Annotated in this window: 18 protein-coding genes and 1 pseudogene; 15 read left to right on the forward strand and 4 right to left on the reverse strand. The window is 70.9% G+C overall.

Going from position 1 to position 19,403, the window contains the following annotated elements; translation table 11 throughout:
- The 4 genes and pseudogenes from ACFY0U_RS43370 to hutI all read left to right on the forward strand — a co-directional run.
- Window positions 1-234 (forward strand): annotated as a pseudogene (locus ACFY0U_RS43370) (urocanate hydratase); the annotation flags it as partial.
- Window positions 231-1,493, forward strand: a complete 1,263-nt coding sequence (locus ACFY0U_RS43375) for an allantoate amidohydrolase (RefSeq protein ID WP_388645713.1) — start codon at window positions 231-233, stop codon at window positions 1,491-1,493. The pseudogene ACFY0U_RS43370 and the gene ACFY0U_RS43375, both read left to right, overlap by 4 nt.
- Window positions 1,490-2,827 (forward strand): formimidoylglutamate deiminase, encoded by a 1,338-nt coding sequence (locus tag ACFY0U_RS43380; RefSeq protein WP_388645715.1) that lies wholly within the window; start codon window positions 1,490-1,492, stop codon window positions 2,825-2,827. Before ACFY0U_RS43375 ends, ACFY0U_RS43380 begins: the two co-directional genes overlap by 4 nt.
- A gap of 26 nt (window positions 2,828-2,853) precedes the next feature.
- The gene (gene hutI, locus ACFY0U_RS43385; RefSeq protein WP_388645717.1) at window positions 2,854-4,026 is read left to right on the forward strand and encodes an imidazolonepropionase; all 1,173 of its coding nucleotides are present in this window, start codon (window positions 2,854-2,856) and stop codon (window positions 4,024-4,026) included.
- Between the two features lie 69 nt (window positions 4,027-4,095).
- Here the strand turns inward: hutI and ACFY0U_RS43390 are convergent, their stop codons facing one another.
- Entirely contained in the window at window positions 4,096-5,001 is a 906-nt protein-coding gene (locus ACFY0U_RS43390) for an RNA polymerase sigma factor SigF (RefSeq protein ID WP_388645719.1), read from the reverse strand.
- A 240-nt stretch (window positions 5,002-5,241) separates the two neighbouring features.
- On the opposite strand from ACFY0U_RS43390, the gene ACFY0U_RS43395 reads away from it, so the two are divergent.
- The 7 genes from ACFY0U_RS43395 (at window position 5,242) to ACFY0U_RS43425 (ending at window position 12,124) form a co-directional block, all read left to right on the forward strand.
- Window positions 5,242-5,619 (forward strand): STAS domain-containing protein, encoded by a 378-nt coding sequence (locus ACFY0U_RS43395; RefSeq protein ID WP_361538025.1) that lies wholly within the window; start codon window positions 5,242-5,244, stop codon window positions 5,617-5,619.
- A 234-nt stretch (window positions 5,620-5,853) separates the two neighbouring features.
- The gene (locus tag ACFY0U_RS43400) at window positions 5,854-6,369 is read left to right on the forward strand and encodes an ATP-binding protein (RefSeq protein ID WP_388645721.1); all 516 of its coding nucleotides are present in this window, start codon (window positions 5,854-5,856) and stop codon (window positions 6,367-6,369) included.
- 335 nt (window positions 6,370-6,704) lie between these two features.
- Window positions 6,705-7,982, forward strand: a complete 1,278-nt coding sequence (serS, locus tag ACFY0U_RS43405) for a serine--tRNA ligase (protein ID WP_388645722.1) — start codon at window positions 6,705-6,707, stop codon at window positions 7,980-7,982.
- 168 nt (window positions 7,983-8,150) lie between these two features.
- Window positions 8,151-8,840 (forward strand): LPXTG cell wall anchor domain-containing protein, encoded by a 690-nt coding sequence (locus ACFY0U_RS43410; protein WP_388645724.1) that lies wholly within the window; start codon window positions 8,151-8,153, stop codon window positions 8,838-8,840.
- A gap of 124 nt (window positions 8,841-8,964) precedes the next feature.
- Window positions 8,965-9,780 carry a hypothetical protein gene (locus tag ACFY0U_RS43415; RefSeq protein ID WP_388645726.1) on the forward strand — a complete coding sequence of 272 codons (816 nt, stop codon included), beginning with the start codon at window positions 8,965-8,967 and terminating at the stop codon, window positions 9,778-9,780.
- On the forward strand, window positions 9,777-10,841 hold the full coding sequence (locus tag ACFY0U_RS43420) for a hypothetical protein (protein WP_388645728.1): 1,065 nt from the start codon (window positions 9,777-9,779) through the stop codon (window positions 10,839-10,841). The genes ACFY0U_RS43415 and ACFY0U_RS43420 overlap by 4 nt, the downstream gene beginning before the upstream one ends.
- Window positions 10,838-12,124 carry a hypothetical protein gene (locus tag ACFY0U_RS43425; RefSeq protein WP_388645729.1) on the forward strand — a complete coding sequence of 429 codons (1,287 nt, stop codon included), beginning with the start codon at window positions 10,838-10,840 and terminating at the stop codon, window positions 12,122-12,124. The genes ACFY0U_RS43420 and ACFY0U_RS43425 overlap by 4 nt, the downstream gene beginning before the upstream one ends.
- Before the next feature lie 62 nt (window positions 12,125-12,186).
- Here the strand turns inward: ACFY0U_RS43425 and ACFY0U_RS43430 are convergent, their stop codons facing one another.
- Entirely contained in the window at window positions 12,187-12,999 is an 813-nt protein-coding gene (locus ACFY0U_RS43430) for an alpha/beta hydrolase (protein ID WP_388645730.1), read from the reverse strand.
- 96 nt (window positions 13,000-13,095) lie between these two features.
- The gene (locus ACFY0U_RS43435) at window positions 13,096-14,592 is read right to left on the reverse strand and encodes an oligopeptide:H+ symporter (RefSeq protein WP_388645732.1); all 1,497 of its coding nucleotides are present in this window, start codon (window positions 14,590-14,592) and stop codon (window positions 13,096-13,098) included.
- Between the two features lie 326 nt (window positions 14,593-14,918).
- Between ACFY0U_RS43435 and ACFY0U_RS43440 the strand changes: the two genes are divergently transcribed.
- Both ACFY0U_RS43440 and ACFY0U_RS43445 read left to right on the forward strand, forming a co-directional pair.
- Window positions 14,919-15,596, forward strand: coding sequence for a response regulator transcription factor (locus ACFY0U_RS43440; RefSeq protein WP_171140613.1), 678 nt, complete (start codon window positions 14,919-14,921; stop codon window positions 15,594-15,596).
- A gap of 114 nt (window positions 15,597-15,710) precedes the next feature.
- Entirely contained in the window at window positions 15,711-16,982 is a 1,272-nt protein-coding gene (locus ACFY0U_RS43445; protein ID WP_388645733.1) for an ATP-binding protein, read from the forward strand.
- 9 nt (window positions 16,983-16,991) lie between these two features.
- Here the strand turns inward: ACFY0U_RS43445 and ACFY0U_RS43450 are convergent, their stop codons facing one another.
- Window positions 16,992-17,537, reverse strand: coding sequence for a GtrA family protein (locus ACFY0U_RS43450; protein WP_388645734.1), 546 nt, complete (start codon window positions 17,535-17,537; stop codon window positions 16,992-16,994).
- Between the two features lie 196 nt (window positions 17,538-17,733).
- On the opposite strand from ACFY0U_RS43450, the gene ACFY0U_RS43455 reads away from it, so the two are divergent.
- Together ACFY0U_RS43455 and purE are read left to right on the forward strand one after the other, a co-directional pair.
- The gene (locus ACFY0U_RS43455; protein ID WP_388645735.1) at window positions 17,734-18,873 is read left to right on the forward strand and encodes a 5-(carboxyamino)imidazole ribonucleotide synthase; all 1,140 of its coding nucleotides are present in this window, start codon (window positions 17,734-17,736) and stop codon (window positions 18,871-18,873) included.
- A complete protein-coding gene (gene purE, locus ACFY0U_RS43460; protein ID WP_388645737.1) occupies window positions 18,870-19,400 on the forward strand; it encodes a 5-(carboxyamino)imidazole ribonucleotide mutase in 531 nt (176 codons plus the stop codon). Before ACFY0U_RS43455 ends, purE begins: the two co-directional genes overlap by 4 nt.
- Window positions 19,401-19,403 lie beyond the last annotated feature (3 nt).

Raw genomic sequence — 19,403 nt, forward strand, 5'->3', positions numbered from 1 at the left:
TCCTGGGTGTCCATCCACCACGGCGGCGGCGTGGGCATGGGCCGCTCCATCCACGCCGGCCAGGTGTCCGTGGCCGACGGCACGAAGCTCGCCGGCGAGAAGCTCCGCCGGGTGCTGACCAACGACCCCGGCATGGGCGTCATCCGGCACGTCGACGCCGGCTACGACATCGCGGAGACGGTCGCCGACGAGCGGGGCGTGCGGGTGCCGATGCGTGAAGGTGGCGACGCGTGACGCAGCACGAGGGCCGCCCGCAGGCCGGGGGCCCGACCGGCAGTTCCTTCCACACCATGTGGAAGGAGCTCCGCCCCATCGGCCGCCACGCCGACTCCCACGGCTACCGCCGCTACGCCTGGACCGGTGCCGACGCCGAGTGCCGGACCTGGTTCAAGGAGCAGGCCGAGGCTCGCGGGCTGGACTATGAGCTGGACCGCAACGGCAACCAGTGGGCCTGGCTCGGGGACCCCTCGGCCGGGGACGCCGTCGTCACCGGATCGCATCTGGACTCCGTGCCGGACGGCGGTGCCTTCGACGGCCCCCTCGGCGTCGTGTCCTCCTTCGCCGCGCTCGACGAACTCCGCGCCCGCCGGGCGACGTTCACCAAGCCCCTCGCCATCGTCAACTTCGGCGACGAGGAGGGCGCCCGGTTCGGGCTGGCCTGTGTCGGGTCGCGGCTCACCTCGGGACAGCTCACCGTGGAGCAGGCGCACCGGCTGACCGACGGGGACGGGATCACGCTCCCGAAGGCCATGGAGGCCGCCGGGTACGACCCCGACGCCATCGGCGCGGACCCGGAGCGGCTCTCCCGCATCGGCGCCTTCGTCGAGCTGCACGTCGAGCAGGGCCGGGCGCTGGACCTGTCCGGCGACCGGGTCGGGCTCGCCAGCGCCATCTGGCCGCACGGGCGGTGGCGCTTCGACTTCCGGGGCGAGGCCAACCACGCCGGCACCACCCGGCTCGTCGACCGGCGCGACCCGATGCTGTCGTACGCCGAGACCGTGCTCGCCGCCCGCCGCGAGGCCGAACTCGCCGGGGCCGTCGCCACCTTCGGCAAGATCTCCGTCGAGCCGAACGGCGTCAACGCCATCCCGTCCCTCGTGCGCGGCTGGCTCGACTCCCGCGCCGCCGACCAGGAGAGCCTGGACGCCGTCGTCGGCGGGGTCGAGAAGGCCGCCCGCGAGTACGCGGCGGCCCACGGCATCGACCTCGACGTGGTCCGCGAGTCCTTCACCCCCGTCGTCGAGTTCGACCACGCCCTGCGCGACGAACTCGCCCGCATCCTCGGCAGCGGCACCGACCTCAAGGTCCCCGTCCTGGGAACCGGCGCCGGACACGACGCCGGGATCCTCTCCGGGGACATCCCGACCGCCATGCTGTTCGTACGCAACCCCACGGGCATCTCGCACTCCCCGGCCGAGTTCGCGGCGGAGGACGACTGCGTGGCCGGGGTACTCGCACTCGCCGACGTACTGGAAGGGCTGGCCTGCCGGTGACCCCGAAGACCTACTGGCTCGAACACGCCTGGCTCGACACCCACGTCGAGCCGGGCGTGGCCGTCGAGACGGCGGACGGCCGCATCACCACCGTCCGCACCGACACACCCACCCCGCCCCCCGGTGCCGAGATCCTGCGCGGCCTCACGCTCCCCGGCCTCGCCAACGCGCACTCGCACGCCTTCCACCGCGCCCTGCGCGGCACCGTCCAGGTCGGCTCCGGCACCTTCTGGACCTGGCGCGAGGTCATGTACTCCTTCGCGGATCGACTGACCCCGGAGACCTACCACGCCCTCGCCCGCGCCACCTACGCCGAGATGGCCCTGGCCGGCATCACCGCGGTCGGCGAGTTCCACTACGTCCACCACGCCCCCGGCGGCACCCCCTACGCCGACCCCAACGCCATGGGCGAGGCCCTGATCGCGGCCGCCGCCGACGCGGGCATCCGCATCACCCTCCTCGACACCGCCTACCTCTCCTCCGGCTTCGGGCAGGTCCCCAACACCCACCAGCTGCGCTTCTCCGACGGCAGCGCGGACGCCTGGGCCGAACGCTCTTCACTTCTCAAGGAACGGGATCACGCGCGGATCGGGGCGGCCATCCACTCCGTACGGGCCGTGCCCGCCGGCCAGCTGGCGACCGTGGCGCGATGGGCCGAGGAGCGGCGGGCCCCGCTCCATGTGCATCTGTCCGAGCAGACCGCCGAGAACGACGCCTGCCAGGCGGCCCACGGCTGCACCCCCACCCAGCTGCTCGCCGAGCACGGCGTCCTCGGCCGCCGCACCACCGGCGTCCACAACACGCACCTCACGGACGAGGACATCGCGTTGATCGGCGGCTCCGGCACCGGCACCTGTATGTGCCCGACGACCGAGCGGGACCTCGCGGACGGCATCGGACCGGCCGTGGCCCTCCAGCGGGCCAGCTCCCCGCTCTCCCTCGGCTCCGACAGCCACGCCGTCATCGACCTGCTCGAAGAGGCACGGGCGATGGAGCTCAACGAGCGTCTGCGCACCCGCACCCGGGGCCACTGGACCGCCGCCGCGCTGCTACGGGCCGCCTCCGCCGACGGTCACGCGGCCCTCGGCTGGGACGAGGCGGGCACCATCGAGCCCGGCGCGCTCGCCGACCTGACGACGGTCGCGCTCGACTCGGTCAGGACAGCGGGCCCGCTGCCCAGGCTGGGCGCCGAGACGGCCGTATTCGCGGCGACGGCAGCGGACGTACGGCACACGATCGTGGGCGGACGGCACGTCGTACGCGACGGGGCCCACACCCTCGTACCGGATGTGCCCCAAGCCCTCGCGCAGGCAGTCGAAGCCCTGCGCGGCTGACCCCCACCGAAGCCCACGAGGACACGATGAGCAGCACTGTCATCACCAACATCGCCACGCTGGTCACCAACGACCCCTCCCTCGGTGACGGATCCGCCCTCGGACTGATCCAGGACGCGGCCGTCGTCATCGAGGGCGACCGCGTCGTGTGGACCGGTGATCAAAGCAAAGCACCCGCCACTGACAACCGGGTCGACGCGGGCGGCCGGGCGGTCGTCCCCGGCTTCGTGGACTCCCACTCCCACCTCGTCTTCGCGGGCGACCGGACGCAGGAGTTCAACGCCCGGATGTCGGGCCGGGCGTACAGCGCGGGCGGCATCCGTACGACGGTCGCGGCGACCCGTGCCGCGACGGACGCCGAGCTCGAAGCGAACCTCACCCGCTACCTCGCCGAGGCCCTCCGCCAGGGCACCACGACCTTCGAGACGAAGTCCGGCTACGGACTGACCGTCGAGGACGAGGCCCGCGCCCTGCGCATCGCCGCCGCGCACACCGAGGAGGTCACCTACCTGGGCGCGCACATCGTCTCGCCCGACTACGCCGAGGACCCGGCCGCCTATGTGGACCTCGTCACCGGCGAGATGCTCGACGCCTGCGCCCCGTACGCCCGTTGGATCGACGTCTTCTGCGAGAAGGGCGCCTTCGACGGCGACCAGGCCCGCGCGATCCTCACGGCGGGCAAGGCCAAGGGCCTGCACCCGCGCGTCCACGCCAACCAGCTCTCCTACGGCCCCGGCGTCCAGCTCGCCGTCGAACTCGACGCGGCCAGCGCCGACCACTGCACCCACCTCACGGACGCCGACGTGGACGCCCTGGCGAGCGGCGGCACCGTCGCCACGCTGCTGCCCGGCGCCGAGTTCTCCACGCGCGCACAGTGGCCGGACGCCCGCCGTCTCCTGGACGCCGGCGTGACGGTGGCCCTGTCGACCGACTGCAACCCGGGCTCGTCCTTCACCTCCTCCGTGCCGTTCTGCGTCGCTCTCGCGGTACGGGACATGGGCATGACCCCCGACGAGGCGATCTGGTCGGCCACGGCGGGCGGCGCGGCGGCCCTGCGCCGCGACGACATCGGCCGCCTCGCTCCGGGCACCCGGGCCGACCTCACCCTCCTGGACGCCCCGAGCCATGTGCACCTGGCCTACCGGCCGGGCGTCCCGCTGGTCGCCGGGGTATGGCGACGGGGCGTGCGCGAGATCTGACCGAAACGCCAGATCCGCCCGCACGCCCCGTGCTCACGACAGCCATGCCCCGCGCTCGCACCGGCGGGGTCACTCCTCGACCGTGAGTCCCTTCCGCAGCCGTACCAGCGTCCGTGACAGCAGGCGCGACACATGCATCTGCGAGATGCCGAGCTCGTCGCCGATCTCGGACTGCGTCAGGCCCGCCACGAACCGCAGGGAGAGGATCTTCCGGTCCCGGGGCGGGAGTTCGGCGATCAGCGGCTTGAGGGACTCCACGTACTCGATGCCCTCGATGCCGTGGTCCTCGTAGCCGATCCGGTCGGCGAGGGCGCCCTCGGCGTCGTCCTCCTCCGGCTGGGCGTCCAGGGAGGAGGCCGTGTACGCGTTGGACGCGGCCATGCCCTCGACGACCTCGTCCTTGGTGAGGCCGAGGCGCTCCGCCAGTTCACCCACCGTCGGCGCGCGGTCCAGCTGCTGGGCCAGCTCGTCGCCCGCCTTGGCGAGGTCGAGCCGCAGCTCCTGGAGCCGGCGAGGCACCCGCACCGACCACGAGGTGTCGCGGAAGAAGCGCTTGATCTCACCGACGATGGTTGGCATCGCGAAGGTGGGGAACTCCACGCCACGAGAGAGTTCGAAGCGGTCGATCGCCTTGATCAGGCCGATCGTGCCGACCTGGATGATGTCCTCCATCGGCTCGCTGCGGGAGCGGAAGCGGGAGGCGGCGAACTTGACCAGGGCGAGGTTGAGTTCGACGAGCGTGTTGCGGACGTACGAGTATTCGTGGGTGCCCTCCTCCAGCGACTCCAGCCGCGCGAAGAGCGTCTTGGACAGGGCCCGTGCGTCCACCGGCCCCACCTCGTCGAACGGGGGGATCTCCGGAAGCCCGGCAAGTGGGTCGTCCTGCTCGATGGGATCCAGATGTTCCGGGGGGGATGTCGACGTCGCCGTCTGGGTATGCGAGGCGTCGAGCCGGGGTGACATGATGTCCTCCATCGTTCTCGGCATATGGGCTGCCGAAGCCATTTGCGTGCACTGCGGTGTGCGGCGCCTCCAAAGCCGGCCGTGTCGAGTACGTGTCCTTACTAGCCCTACCCGCTTTCGCGACCTGACCGCAAGTGCATTCTGTTCGGATATGTCCGTTTCTGTGCAGATGTTCGGGTGTCAGGGCGTGGAGGTAAGGCGTAGTGTTCGTGGGCGTCAGGGGCAGGCACGACGTCGGGAGAGAGAGACGGCATGGACCGCGGGACGGTCGGCAGCGCACAGTCTGGCCGGCTTCTGGTCGAGGTGCGGAAACAAGGCGCCAGCGCCGTCGTGACCCCGGCGGGTGAGTTGGATCACCACACCGCCGATCTGTTGCGTGAGCCACTCGAGGCCTGCCTCGACGACGGCTTCAACCGGCTGGTGGTGGACTGCTCGCGTCTGGAGTTCTGTGACTCCACCGGGCTCAACGTACTGCTCGGCGCACGACTGAAGGCCGAGGCCGCTGGTGGCGGGGTGCATCTCGCGGGGATGCTGCCCGTGGTGGCGCGCGTCTTCGAGATCACCGGCGCCGACGCGGTCTTCACCGTCCATGACACGCTCGAAGCGGCCCTGGCCGACGAGACCGGCTGAGCCGGTCCGTCGGGCCTCGCGGTGCCCCGGGCGTCCCCGTGCGACCGGTGCTCGCCACGCGTCCCGCCCTCGCGAGGAAAGACGTGTGCCGAAACAAGGGGTGTTCCGCCCGTCCGGTCGGGCAGGAGACATCCTGAAAAAGGCGTCAGGCGCGGCGACGGATCCAACGTCGATCTACGTACTGCACTCCGACTATTGAATCGTGAACTGGTGAATCGGTGAGGTGAAGCGCTGATGAGCAGCACCCGGCCTTTCTCGCCGGGCGACCGCGGCCCGGCGGCCGACGGCGCTTCCGGGGTGTCCGAAGGGGGTGCGGCCGTGCCGCCCGAGTCGCCGGCGGGCCGGCAGGTCCGCAGTCTGAGCTTCGACGGCGCGAGCGGCGTCGTCCCCCTGGCCCGCGACTTCGCCCGTCAGGCGCTGTACGCGTGGGGCTGGCTGCCCGCCGCCACCGCCGACCAGCGGGCCGCCGCCGAGGATGTGCTGCTCGTCGTCTCCGAGCTGGTCACCAACGCCTGTCTGCATGCCGAGGGCCCCGACGAGCTGTGGATCGCGCTCGACAACAAGGTGATCCGCATCGAGGTCTCCGACAAGGGCACCGGCCAGCCGGCCCCCCGTACCCCGCACCGCGCGGGCCGCCCCGGCGGCCACGGCATGTTCATCGTGCAGCGCCTCTGCCTGGACTGGGGCGTGGTCCGCAGCCCCGGACTCGCGGGCAAGAAGGTGTGGGCGGAGCTGGGCGCACCGGCGTAATCCGGTTGGCCCGCCGGGCCCGGCCCCCTACCCTCGACCGCAACGCGCTGACGGAGACAAGTAGCCCCGGGCCACGCGAGTCGAGAGAGCCGCCGCCGGCTGTGAAGGCGGCCTCGCGGTCCCGGTGCGAATCCACTCCCGAGTGCGGGGAGGAAATGCCCCGCCGGCCGGCCCCCGTCACCGGGCCTGAACGAGACCGTCGTATCGGCCGCGGGATCGCGGTTCTACGGCGGTGAAGGCGTGGTGGCACCGCGAGCACCCTCTCGCCCACGCCCCGAGGGACCCACCCCGGGGCGGCGCCTGCCGTTCCGGCAGAACCGGACGGAGCGCGCACCATGCTCGACGTCACCCTCATCCGACAGCACCCCGACCGCGTCCGGAGCGCCCTGCGCAAGCGGGCCGTGGACGCCGACATCCCCGCCTTCCTCGCCCTGGACGCCGCGTTCCGCGAGGCCCGTACCGCCGTGGAGCGGCTGCGCGGGGAGCGGCGGCGGATCTCGGCCGACATCGCCGTACGGCACCGGGCCGGCGAAGCCGCCGACGGGCTGCGGGCCGACGCCAAGGAGCTGACCGACCGGCTCGCCGCGGCCGAGGCGGAGCTCACCCGGCTGGCGCAGGAGCACCGGACGTTCCTGGACGCCCTGCCCAACCTCCCCGACGACGACGTCGTCGCGGGCGGCAAGGAGAACAACCAGGTCGTACGGGTCACCGGAACCCCGCCCGAGTTCGGCTTCGACGCCAAGGACCACGTCCGGCTCACCGAGGAGCTCGGCCTCGTCGACCACGCACGCGGCACCCGGCTCGCCGGCAGCGGCTACTGGGTCTACCGGGGCGAGGGCGCCGCCCTGGAGTGGGCGCTGCTCAACCACTTCCTCGACACCCACCGCCGCGCGGGCTACGAGTTCGTGCTGCCGCCGCATCTGCTCACCTACGAAGCCGGTTATACGGCGGGCCAGTTCCCGAAGTTCGCCGACGAGGTCTTCCGTACGGACGACGACCACTTCCTGCTGCCCACCGCCGAGACCGCCCTGGTGAACCTGCACCGCGGCGAGACCCTCGACGAGGCCGACCTCCCGCTCAAGTACGTGGCCTACACGCCCTGTTACCGCAAGGAGAGCGGCAGCCACCGCACCGCCGACCGCGGCACCCTGCGCGGCCACCAGTTCAACAAGGTCGAGCTGTTCCAGTTCGCCCGCCCCGAGGACTCGGACGCGGCCCAGCGGGAACTCCTCGCCCGCGCCGAGGAGTTGGTCGCCGGGCTCGGGCTGCACTTCCGGGTCACCCAGCTCGCCGCCGGGGACACCAGCCCCGCCCAGGCCAAGACCTACGACGTCGAGGTGTGGCTGCCGAGCCTCGGCACGTACGCCGAGGTCAGCTCGGTGTCGAACGCCCGCGAGTACCAGGCCCGGCGCGGCGGCATCCGCTACCGGCCCGAGAGCGGCGGCAAGTCGGCCCACGTCCACACCCTCAACGCCTCGGGCCTGGCCACCAGCCGGCTGCTGCCCGCCCTCCTGGAACAGCACCAGCGGGCCGACGGAACCGTCGAGGTGCCGCGGGTGCTGAGGCGCTGGGGAGCCCCCGAACTCCTCCGTCCTCGGGTTACCCGGGGTTAGCTCTCCACTCGAACCCCCTTGCGTGCGCGCCGGATCGTCACAACTCCGGCGCGCACCTTGTCTTCCCTCCTCGCGAGCCCGGGCGTACCTTGACGGCCCATCTGATGTGCCGTCAGGTACTCGCGCAAGGCAGGAACCAGTCAGGGAAACGAGTAAGGGAGCGGAACCGTGTCGTACCGGAAACGAACCGCCGCGCTCGCGTCCACCGCGGCCCTGGTCGGCTCGGTGGTGCTGATGGCCGCCCCCGCCGCCCGGGCCGAGGTCGTCGACGTCAAGTACCAGTGCAAGACGCCGATCGGCGACAAGAGCGCCGTCTCGCCCATCGACATCAAGGGCGTCAAGAGCGGCAGCGGATACAAGATCACCATGTCCTGGCAGAAGGGCGTCTCGTCCAGCCCGGTCGATCTGGGCAAGGGGTCGATGAAGCCGAGTGCGGTCATCCAGCTCGGTGGCGCGGACAAGGGCACCCTGAAGGTGACCGGCCCCGCCAATCAGGCGGTGGTGCCCGCCAACACCCCCATCAAGATCAATGACTTGAGCGGGACGTACACGCCGAAGGAGTCCGGGGAGGTCACCTTCACGGCGGGGGTGCTGACGATCATCGCGCTCGGTACGACGACTACGTGTACGCCGACGAACAGTCCTGGGCCGTCGCTGAGTCTCGACGTGACCGCCTCGGGTGGTGGGGGCGGCGATACGCAGAGTGAGTCCGGATCCGGCTCCGGTGACTCGCTTCCGCAGACCGGGCCTGAGGATTCGGCGATCGCGCTCGGCACGTTGGGGGGCACGGTGCTGCTGGTGGGGGCGGCGGGGTCGTTGTGGGTGACGCGGAGGCGTCGGCGTTCTGCCGCCGGATGAAGTGCGCCTTCGAAGCTGCCGCGCCATGGCTTCTTGCGGCTGCGGCGCCGTTGTGGCTGGTCGCGCAGTTCCCCGCGCCCCTGACGGGGCGCGGTATCGCAACGCATGATTTACGGAGCCGCCGATGTCGTTCGCCCTTCGCGTGCTGGGCCTGACCTTCTTCACCCTGCTGACCACCGTCACGGCCGCGACTGCCGCCGACGGGTGGTCCGTTGTGCCCTCCGGCGAAGAGCGGCCCGCGTTCTATGGCGAGGGTGAGCCCGGGGTCGTGCTTCAGGACACGGTGGCGCTGACCAATCGCGGCGAAGGTTCGGTCGACGTCTCGCTGAGGGGTGAGGGCGTCGACGTCACCTTTGTCGACGATCGGCTCCGGCTGGCCCCCGGCACCCGTACCGAGGTGCCCTTCACCGTGACCGTTCCGGAGGAGGACGGGGTCGCCGGGATCGTGGTGCGGGGATCCGACGGGCGTACGCGGCGGGTGGCCGTTCACCTTCGGGCCGTTGTGCCCAGGGTGGCCGCGCTGACCGTCGAGCGTCTTGCCGTGCATGGTGATCGGATCACGTACGAGCTGGTCAACCGGGGTACGACCCCGCTCGTGCCCACGGTCGCGGTCCGTGGCGACGGTGTCTTCGGGCGGGTGCTCGATCGGGCCCCGCGCACGCTTCCCGCCGAGCTGGCGCCGGGGCGGCGGATGGAGCTGAGTGAGCCGTGGGACCGGCCCGCGTGGGACTCCGTCGAGGTGCGGGTGACGGTGACGGCGGCGGGTGGGGTGCGGGACGCGGCGAGTGTGTCGACGGGGGGCGGGCCGTGGGGGGCGGGGGTCGCCGGGGCGGTGGCGGCCGGGGGTGCGTTGTTCGTCGTACGACGTCGAAGGCGCCGTAAGTCCGACGCGTCCGAACCTTCTTGTGCCGAGGTCGAGTTGACGGGAGCGGTGTCGTGAAGGTGCGCGTTCTGGTGCTGACGGTGCTCCTGGCGCTGGTGTCGGTCGCGGTGCCGCCCGCCGCTCAGGGCGCCGAGCGGCCCACCGTGAAGCTCTCCAAGTCCCAGGCGGGGACCGGCGGTTCGATCACCGTCACCGGCAGCGGCTGGCGGGCGAAGGCACTGCTGATGATCCTGGTCTGCGGACAGGCCGTGCCGTCGCGGGGGGTGCCCGGCGGCACCAACTCCTGTGCCAACGCGGACGGTCGGGCCGTCACCACGGACGCCGACGGCCGGTTCAGCAAGAAGCTGCCGGTCGCCGAGCCGCCCGTGCCCTGCCCCTGTGTGGTGCATGTGGCGACGGTGACCGGGGCGAAGGCCGAGGCCGACGCCATCTTCCAGGTCGCCGGGCACGCGGTGGAGCCGCTTCCCGCCGAGGCCTCCGGCGGGCGGCTGTCGGTGCTCACCGACACCCGGCTCGACGGTTCCGGCGGACTGCTGACCTGGTTCGGGTCACCGCCGGTCCGCACCCTCGTCTTCACCGTCGGCAATGTCGGCACCTCGGAGATCAAGAACCCCGTCTTCCAGGTCGGCACCTCCCACGGCGTGTTCGCGCCGCAGTGGGAGGAGCAGCCGTGGCGCGGCACGATCGAGCCCGGCAAGAAGGCGCGCATCGAACTGCCCGTCGAGCTCACGGGCGGCGCGCACGGCGACTACACCGTGTCCCTCAAGTACGGCGGCAAGGTCCTCGCCGAACAGCCCTGGGGTGTGGGCCGGCCCTGGGGCGTGACCCTGTTCTGGGTCCTGGTCTGTCTGGTCGTGCCCGCCGCGCTGTTCCGGGCCGGGATGGCCGTGATCGACCGGGTACGGCCGCACCGGTCCGGCCGCGCCAGGACCCCGGTCCGGCTGCGACTGCCCGAACTCACCCTGCGGCTCCCCGGGTTGCACACCCCGGACCGGGAGCCGCCGCCTTCTTCGACCCTGCCGTGGTTCACCCCGGACTCCGATCCGGGCGCGGCCGGTCGGCTCTCCGCACCGCACGACGACAACTCGACGACCCCCACCAGAAAGGGATCCACGTGAGACAGCGAAGGAGAGTCCTGCCGGGCCGCGCGAGAGTCGCGTTCGCCCTCGGCTGTGCGGGCGCGCTGATCGGTGTGGCCGCCGTGCCCGCGCAGGCCGCCGAGGTGTCGTTCGCCACCAAGTGCGTACCGCCCGCCGCCTCAGGGCTCGACCCCGTCGACGGCACCACCAAAGTGGAGATCACCGCACCGGCGACCGCGAAGGTCGGTGACGAGGTCGAGGTGGTGTGGAAGTTCGTCCAGGCCGCCTCCAAGAACCCCGACCTCATCGACCTGCCCGCCGACTCCGTCAAACCGTCCGGCACCCTCAAGGCGGCCGGCGCCCAGACCACCGACCTCCCGATGGAGGGGCCGCAGGAGAACCCGGCCATCCCCAAGGGCGGCGACATGGTCCTCTCCGACATGAAGGGCACCCTGAAGCTGACGGCACCCGGAGAGGTGACGCTGACGCCGGACGCGTACAAGATCACCGCCTTCGGCACGGACACGAACTGCACGCCGACGGAGCCCGTGTCGTCGGCGGCGACCATCAAGGTCGAGGCGGGGGACGGGACTTCGTCACCGAGCCCCAGCCCGAGTCCGACCGAGAGCGAGACCCCGTCGCCGTCGCCGTCGGAGAGCGCCACGGAGAGCCCTTCGGCCACTCCGTCCGAGACCGACGGCGGGCAGACCGACTTCACCGGTGAGGTCGTCGACATCCCCTACACCTGTGAGTCGCCCATCGGCACGCAGAAGGCGACCTCCACGATCCAGATCAACGCCAAGAAGGACGGCGGCGGCTTCGGTCTCACCGTGCAGTTCAAGAAGTCGCCGATGAACAGCCCGGCCAACATCCCCAAGGACTCGATCAAGCCGTCCATGGAGGTGGTCCTCGGCGGCGACGACGAGGGCTCGGTGCATGTGGAGGGGCCGACCAACGCGGAGGACATCAAGGCGGGCGATCCGATCGAGATCCCGGACATGACCGGCACGTACAAGCCGGGGGCGACGGGGGAGTCGACGCTGTCGCCGGGGGTGCTGACGATCGAGGCGCTCGGTACGACGACGACGTGCACGCCGGACAAGACGTCCGTGTCGCTGACCCTGGACACGACCGAGCAGGAGGGTGGGGCGGCCGGTGGTTCGTCGTCGACGGGCGGTGGTCCGTCGTCCTCGGGTGGGCTCGCCGCGACGGGCTCTGAGGATCACGACGCCTTGAAGGCCCTGGGGCTGGTGGCCGGTACGGCCGTCTTGCTCGGTGCGGCTGTGTTCACATTCCTTCCGGGGCGGCGGCGTCTGCGGTGATGGGTCTGACGGCCGGTGGGGGCTGGTCGCGCAGTTCCCCGCGCCCCTAGGTGGGTTGGTGCCTACGCGTGCTTCAACAGCCAGCTCAGGACCAGTTCCCTCGCCTGGCTCATGAGGGCGCCTCCATGTGAGGCGCCCTCCAGCGCGCGTACGGTGACGTCCTGGTGGCCCAGTCTCCGTTCCGCCGCCGCCAGTTCCGTCGAATGGGCCGCAGGTACGAAGTCCCGCTCCGAGTGGATCAGCAGCATCGGGGCGTCGTCCGCCCCCGAGGCGTGGGCGCGGGCCGCGAGGTCGCCCCAGCGGGACCAGCAGCGGGGGCCCGTGCGGTCGGGGTCGCAGCCGACCAGGCGGCGTGCCTCCTGGCGTAAGCGGCGCTGTTGGGCCGTGGCTCCGGGGCGGCCGCCGTCCACCCAGGCGCGGTAGGGGGAGGCGACCGGGGACAGGGCCACCACGCCGCGCACCAGGGCTCCGCCCGCGCCGTACGTCGCCGCGTCCAGGGCGAGCTGGCCGCCCGCGGAGGAGCCGAGCAGCAGGGGCCGGCCGGGGGAGTCGGCGGCGATCCAGCGCAGGGCCGCCCGGACGTCCTCGCGTTGCGCGGGCCAGCGGGCGTCGGTGTTCAGGCGGTAGTCGGTCTCGTAGACGCGGAAGCCCCGGGCCGCCAGCCACCGTGCCGTACGGCTCCAGTCGGCGTCCTCGGCCCAGTACCCGCCGTGCAGGATCACCAGCGGTGGGGCGCCCCGGTCGCCGTAGACCGTGAGGGTCTGCCGTTCGTGGCCGCCGTACGGGATCGTCTCCGGGACCGCCTCGACGACCGTGCCGGACGACGACATGAGGAAGCCGAGGGCCGCGGCCACCGACAGGAACGTACGACGCATGCTCCCGATGGTGTGGTGCGGCCCTGGAGCGCGGCCGGAAAACCCCGAAGGGCCACCGCACCGGGTGGTGCGGCGGCCCTTCGTTCGAAGAAAACGTCAGCGGACGGAGCCCATGAGCTCCTTGACGCGGTTGCGGTACATCCAGATCGCGACACCGGCGACCACGGCGAGCGTGGCCTCCAGGGCGACGATGCCCGTCTTGTTCAGGTCGACGCCGGCGATGGAGAGCAGACCGGTCGTGGCGTCACCGGCGGTGACGGCCAGGAACCAGACGCCCATCATCTGGGAGGCGTACTTGGCCGGGGCCATCTTCGTCGTCACCGACAGGCCGACCGGGGAGAGCAGGAGCTCACCGACGGTCTGGACGAAGTAGATCGCCACCAGCCAGGCCGCGGCCGCCTTGTGACCGCCGTCGGCGATCGACAGCGGAGCGAGGAACAGGAAGAAGGACGCGCCGACCAGGACCAGACCCGAGGAGAACTTCACGATCGTGCTCGGTTCCTTGCCGCGCCGGTTCAGCGCGAGCCAGAACCAGGCGAAGACCGGGGCCAGCGCCATGATCAGGACCGGGTTGACCGACTGGTACCAGGAGACCGGGAACTCCCAGCCGAAGATGGTGTTGTCGGCGGAGGAGTCGGCGAAGATCGACAGGGTCGAGCCGCCCTGGTCGTAGATCATCCAGAACACGGCCGCGGCCACGAAGAACCAGATGTACGCCGACATCGAGCGCTGCTCAGTGCGGTCCAGGTCCTTGTCGCGCTTGATGCGGGCCAGCACCATCACCGGGATGATCAGGCCGAGCAGGGTCAGCGGGACCAGGATCCAGTTCAGGGTGTAGTGGCCGGAGAAGCCGACGATCGCGTAGAAGACGACCGCGATGCCCGCCCAGATCGCCGACTTGCGGAGGGTGGAGGCCTTCTCCTGCGCCGACAGCGGCGTCGGGACGACGCTGGAGCGGTCCGCGAGGTGGCGGGAGCCGATGAGGAACTGGCCGAGGCCCAGCGCCATGCCGAGCGCGGCGAGCGCGAAGCCCAGGTGCCAGTTGACGTTCTCACCGATGGTGCCGATGACCAGCGGCGCGGCGAAGGCGCCGAGGTTGATGCCCATGTAGAAGACGGTGAAGCCACCGTCGCGGCGCGGGTCGTCCTTGCCCTCGTAGAGGTGGCCGACCATCGTCGAGATGTTGGCCTTCAGCAGACCGGAGCCGATCGCCACCAGGCCGAGACCGGCGTAGAAGGTGCCGGAGTTCGGCAGGGCCAGGGTGAGGTGGCCGAGCATGATGACGCCACCGGCGACGGCGACGGTCTTGCGGGGGCCCCACACGCGGTCGCCGAACCAGCCGCCGGGCAGCGCGAGCAGGTACACCAGCGACACGTACACGGAGTAGATCGCGGTCGCCGTCGCGGCGCTGAGGTGGAGGCCGCCCGGGGCGACGAGGTACAGCGGGAGGAGAGCCCTCATGCCGTAGTAGGAGAAACGCTCCCACATCTCGGTCATGAAGAGAGTGGCCAGTCCGCGGGGGTGGCCGAAGAAGGTCTGCTCGGTGCCGGGGGTGCCCGGGCGGGCCGAGTCCTTCGTCAGGCTGGACGCCATGGTCGTTCCTTGCTGGTGGGGACGCGCAACGTGTTTCCAGGCCGGCGGTGGCCCGCCCGGACACAAAAGAGACCTTCAGCGTCAACTGCTTGCCAAAGGTCCCCATGCTGCTAAAGGCGTCTTTCACCATACGGCAGGACAGTGCCGGAAATGGAAGGACTTGAGAGATGGATCACAGGTGTCCGCGGAACCGTACACACCTTTTCTAAGGTCCTTACCAGGTTCTCACCATCAAGACATAGGTTCGTACCAGAACGCCCCATGGTAAGAATCACGGGCTTGCGATCACACCCCAGCTTCTGTCATGCGCGGTCTACCATCAGCTCATGACCCGTGTACTGCTCGCCGAGGACGACGCGTCCATCTCGGAGCCGCTGGCCCGCGCACTGCGCCGGGAAGGGTACGAGGTCGAGGTGCGCGAGGACGGCCCCACCGCGCTCGACGCCGGCATCCAGGGCGGCATCGATCTGGTCGTGCTGGACCTCGGACTCCCCGGCATGGACGGCCTCGAGGTGGCCCGCCGACTGCGCGCCGAAGGCCTCACCGTGCCCATCCTCATCCTGACCGCGCGGGCGGACGAGGTGGACACCGTCGTGGGGCTCGACGCCGGTGCCGACGACTATGTGACCAAGCCGTTCCGGCTCGCCGAGCTGCTCGCCCGTGTCCGGGCCCTGCTGCGGCGCGGTGCGGCCGAGCCGGCGCAGCCGCCGGCCACCCACGGCGTGCGGATCGATGTCGAGTCGCACCGTGCGTGGATGGGGGACGAGGAGCTTCAGCTCACAGCCAAGGAGTTCGACCTGCTGCGGGTTCTCGTGCGGGACGCGGGGCGGGTGGTCACGCGTGACCAGCTGATGCGCGAGGTCTGGGACACGACGTGGTGGTCGTCGACCAAGACGCTGGACATGCACATCTCGTGGCTGCGGAAGAAACTCGGTGATGATGCGGCGAATCCCCGGTACATCGCCACGGTGCGTGGTGTCGGGTTCCGGTTCGAGAAGAGCTAGCTCCCGCGTGTTGTGTTGTCCGTGCGGGCCGTCTGTGGCTGGTCGCGCAGTTCCCCGCGCCCCTAGGTGGGTCACCCGCACCGGTCTCCAGAAGTAACCCGCCCGGAGGGCTCTGTGCGTCGCCGTCTCATTCAGTCCACCCTCGCTGTCGTGCTCGTCGTCATCGCGGTGTTTGGCGTCAGCCTCGTCATCGTCGAGACCCGGACCATCAGCAACAGCGCGCAGGAGCGGGTCGACTCCGAGGCCGTGCGGCTGGCCAGCATCGTGGACAGCCGGCTGCTCGGGGAGCAGACCGTCGACGCGCAGGTGCTGAGGGAGCAGGTCGCCGGGGAGCGGTACGCCGTGATCCGGATCCCCGGGGAGCCCGTCATCGAGGTCGGGACCAAGGCGACCGGGGACGTCATCAGCGCCACGGAGACGGGCGAGGAGGGCGAGACGGTCACCGTCCAGGAGCCGCGCTCGTCGGTGACCCGGGAGGTCGGCCGGACCCTGCTGATCATCGGGGCGGTGGCGCTGCTCGCGGTGATCGCGGCCGTGCTGCTCGCCGTACGGCAGGCCAACAAGCTGGCGTCGCCGCTGACCGACCTCGCCGAGACCGCCGAGCGGCTCGGCTCCGGCGACCCGCGTCCCCGCCACAAGCGCTACGGCGTCCATGAGCTCGACCGGGTCGCCGACGTCCTGGACTCCTCCGCCGAGCGCATCGCCCGCATGCTCACCGCGGAGCGGCGCCTGGCGGCGGACGCCTCCCACCAGCTGCGCACCCCGCTCACCGCGCTGTCCATGCGCCTTGAGGAGATCACCCTCACCGACGACCTGGACACGGTGAAGGAGGAGGCCACCATCGCGCTCACACAGGTGGAACGCCTGACGGACGTGGTGGAGCGGCTGCTCACCAACTCCCGCGACCCCCGTACCGGCTCCGCGGTCTCCTTCGACCTCGACGAGGTCATCCAGCAGCAGCTCGCCGAGTGGCGCCCCGCCTACCGCAGCGCGGGCCGCGCCATCGTGAGCTCCGGCAAGCGGCATCTGCGGGCGGTCGGCACCCCGGGCGCGGTGGCGCAGGTGTTGGCGGCACTGATCGAGAACTCGCTCATGCACGGGGGCGGCACGGTGGCGCTGCGGACGCGGGTGACCGGCAACCAGGCGGTCATCGAGGTCACGGACGAGGGGCCGGGGGTGCCCGCGGACCTGGGGGCACGGATCTTCGAGCGGGCCATCAGCGGGCGGAACTCGACGGGTATCGGCCTCGCCGTGGCCCGGGACCTCGCGGAGGCCGACGGAGGGCGTCTGGAGATGCTCCAGGCGCAGCCGGCGGTGTTCGGGCTGTTCCTGTCGCGTACGCCGGTGGAGAAGCCGACAGCGGAAACGGAACCGACCGTACGGTGACCGGGCGGCTCAGCCGACCCGCTGCTTGAGGCGCCGGGCCTTGGCCGCCTCCGCCCCGGCCAGGAGCGACTCCGCGCCGGCGATCAGCTCGGGCCCGGGCAGGGCCTTGAAGACCCAGGTCCGGTAGGACCAGAAGCGGAACAGGGTGGCGATGCCGATGCCGAGGAACTTGAAGATGTTGCTCTGGAGCGGGCTGTCCCAGCCGAAGCCGTACGTCGCCGCGTAGAGCACGCCGTTCTCGATCACCAGACCGACCGCGCTGAACAGCAGGAACAGGGTCATTTCCCGGGTCCGGCCGCTCTTGTCGCGGTCCCGGTACGTGAAGTAGCGGAAGCCGATGTAGTTCGAGATGATCGCGACGACCGTGGCGATCACACTGGCGCGCACCACCTGGAGGTCGGTCGTGTGCCGCACCAGGTTGAAGACGAGAAGGTTGACGAGCAGACCCGCTCCGCCCACGGCGCCGAACTTGGCGGCCTCGCGCACGAGCCGGTCGACGCGTTGTCGTACCGCGCTCGGAGGCGCCGCATGAAGCGCCGAGGAACCACGTCCCATGGTCGTGCAAGCCCCCGTCCGTCCGATTTCGTCAACCAAGCCATGCTAACCACCCCCCTGTGCAAACGCCTGTGGACGAGCTCACGGATGGGGAACGGGGCGTGAAGACGGGTGCGGGTTTCGGGCCAGATCGGCGGAAATCGCGTGCTCAAGGTGCGGAAACCGGCCGTCGCGATGTGGCCGATACCCTAGGAGCGTGACGTTCCCGGTAGTCGGCATGGTCGGCGGGGGTCAGCTCGCTCGTATGACACACGAGGCAGGCATCCCGCTCGGCATCAGGTTCAAGCTCCTCAGTGACACCCCTCAGGATTCCGCGGCGCAGGTCGTAGGCGATGTCGTCATCGGCGACTATCGCGATCTCGACACGCTGCGTGACTTCGCGAGGGGCTGCGATGTGATCACCTTCGATCACGAACACGTACCCACCGAGCACCTCCGTGCCCTGGAGGCGGACGGCATCCCCGTCCGCCCCGGGCCCGACGCGCTCGTGCACGCCCAGGACAAGGGCGTGATGCGAGCCAAGCTCGACGCGATCGGGGTGCCGTGCCCACGGCACCGGATCGTGAGCGACCCGGCTGACGTGGTCGCCTTCGCGGCGGAGGGGGACGGCTTCCCGGTCGTCCTCAAGACCGTCCGCGGCGGCTACGACGGCAAGGGCGTGTGGGTCGTGGACTCGGCGGAGGAGGCCGCCGACCCCTTCCGGGCCGGTGTCCCGGTCCTCGCCGAGGAGAAGGTCGACTTCGTCCGCGAGCTCGCGGCCAATGTCGTACGGTCGCCGCACGGCCAGGCCGTCGCCTACCCGGTGGTGGAGTCCCAGCAGGTCAACGGGGTCTGCGACACCGTGATCGCCCCGGCGCCCGACCTGGACCAGGCCCTCGCCCTCAGGGCCGAGGAGATGGCGCTCAGCATCGCCAAGGAACTGGACGTCGTCGGCCACCTCGCCGTCGAGCTGTTCCAGACCCGCGACGGACGCATCCTCGTCAACGAACTCGCGATGCGCCCGCACAACTCCGGCCACTGGACCCAGGACGGCGCGATCACCTCCCAGTTCGCCAACCACGTCCGGGCCGTCCTCGACCTGCCGCTGGGCGACCCGCGCCCCCGCGCGAAGTGGACGGTCATGGCGAACGTCCTCGGCGGCGACTACCCCGACATGTACTCCGCGTACCTGCACTGCATGGCCCGCGACCCCCAGCTCAAGATCCACATGTACGGCAAGGACGTGAAGCCCGGACGCAAGGTCGGCCACGTCAACACCTACGGCGACGACCTCGACGACGTGCTGGAGCGCGCCCGTCACGCAGCCGGCTACCTGAGAGGCACGATCACCGAATGAGCCCTGTTGTTGGCATCGTCATGGGGTCGGACTCCGACTGGCCCGTCATGGAGGCCGCCGCCCAGGCACTCGACGAGTTCGAGATCGAGTACGAGGTCGACGTCGTCTCCGCCCACCGGATGCCGCGCGAGATGATCGCGTACGGCGAGGAGGCGGCCGGACGGGGCATCAAGGTGATCATCGCGGGCGCCGGCGGCGCGGCCCATCTGCCGGGCATGCTCGCCTCCGTCACCCCGCTGCCGGTGATCGGCGTCCCGGTGCCGCTGAAGTACCTGGACGGCATGGACTCGCTGCTCTCCATCGTGCAGATGCCCGCCGGGGTGCCCGTCGCCACCGTCTCCGTCGCCGGCGCCCGCAACGCGGGCCTCCTCGCGGCCCGTGTCCTCGCCGCCCACGACGAGGAACTCCTCGGCCGGATGAAGGAGTTCCAGCAGGAACTCAACGACCAGGCCACCGAGAAGGGCAGGCGGCTGCGCGCCAAGGTCGAGACGCCGGGCAACGGCTTCGGCTTCGGATCGGGGAAGTGACCG

The sequence above is a fragment of the Streptomyces sp. NPDC001536 genome (genome assembly GCF_042894505.1).
Classification (GTDB): domain Bacteria; phylum Actinomycetota; class Actinomycetes; order Streptomycetales; family Streptomycetaceae; genus Streptomyces.

What these genes read in the sequence shown, in the direction of transcription:
- hutI (WP_388645717.1), top strand. Translation starts at nt 2,854, where the DNA reads ATGAGCAGCACTGTCATCACCAACATCGCCACGCTGGTCACCAACGAC.
- ACFY0U_RS43390 (WP_388645719.1), bottom strand. Translation starts at nt 5,001, where the DNA reads ATGGAGGACATCATGTCACCCCGGCTCGACGCCTCGCATACCCAGACG.
- ACFY0U_RS43395 (WP_361538025.1), top strand. Translation starts at nt 5,242, where the DNA reads ATGGACCGCGGGACGGTCGGCAGCGCACAGTCTGGCCGGCTTCTGGTC.
- ACFY0U_RS43400 (WP_388645721.1), top strand. Translation starts at nt 5,854, where the DNA reads ATGAGCAGCACCCGGCCTTTCTCGCCGGGCGACCGCGGCCCGGCGGCC.
- serS (WP_388645722.1), top strand. Translation starts at nt 6,705, where the DNA reads ATGCTCGACGTCACCCTCATCCGACAGCACCCCGACCGCGTCCGGAGC.
- ACFY0U_RS43415 (WP_388645726.1), top strand. Translation starts at nt 8,965, where the DNA reads ATGTCGTTCGCCCTTCGCGTGCTGGGCCTGACCTTCTTCACCCTGCTG.
- ACFY0U_RS43430 (WP_388645730.1), bottom strand. Translation starts at nt 12,999, where the DNA reads ATGCGTCGTACGTTCCTGTCGGTGGCCGCGGCCCTCGGCTTCCTCATG.
- ACFY0U_RS43435 (WP_388645732.1), bottom strand. Translation starts at nt 14,592, where the DNA reads ATGGCGTCCAGCCTGACGAAGGACTCGGCCCGCCCGGGCACCCCCGGC.
- ACFY0U_RS43440 (WP_171140613.1), top strand. Translation starts at nt 14,919, where the DNA reads ATGACCCGTGTACTGCTCGCCGAGGACGACGCGTCCATCTCGGAGCCG.
- ACFY0U_RS43450 (WP_388645734.1), bottom strand. Translation starts at nt 17,537, where the DNA reads ATGGGACGTGGTTCCTCGGCGCTTCATGCGGCGCCTCCGAGCGCGGTA.
- purE (WP_388645737.1), top strand. Translation starts at nt 18,870, where the DNA reads ATGAGCCCTGTTGTTGGCATCGTCATGGGGTCGGACTCCGACTGGCCC.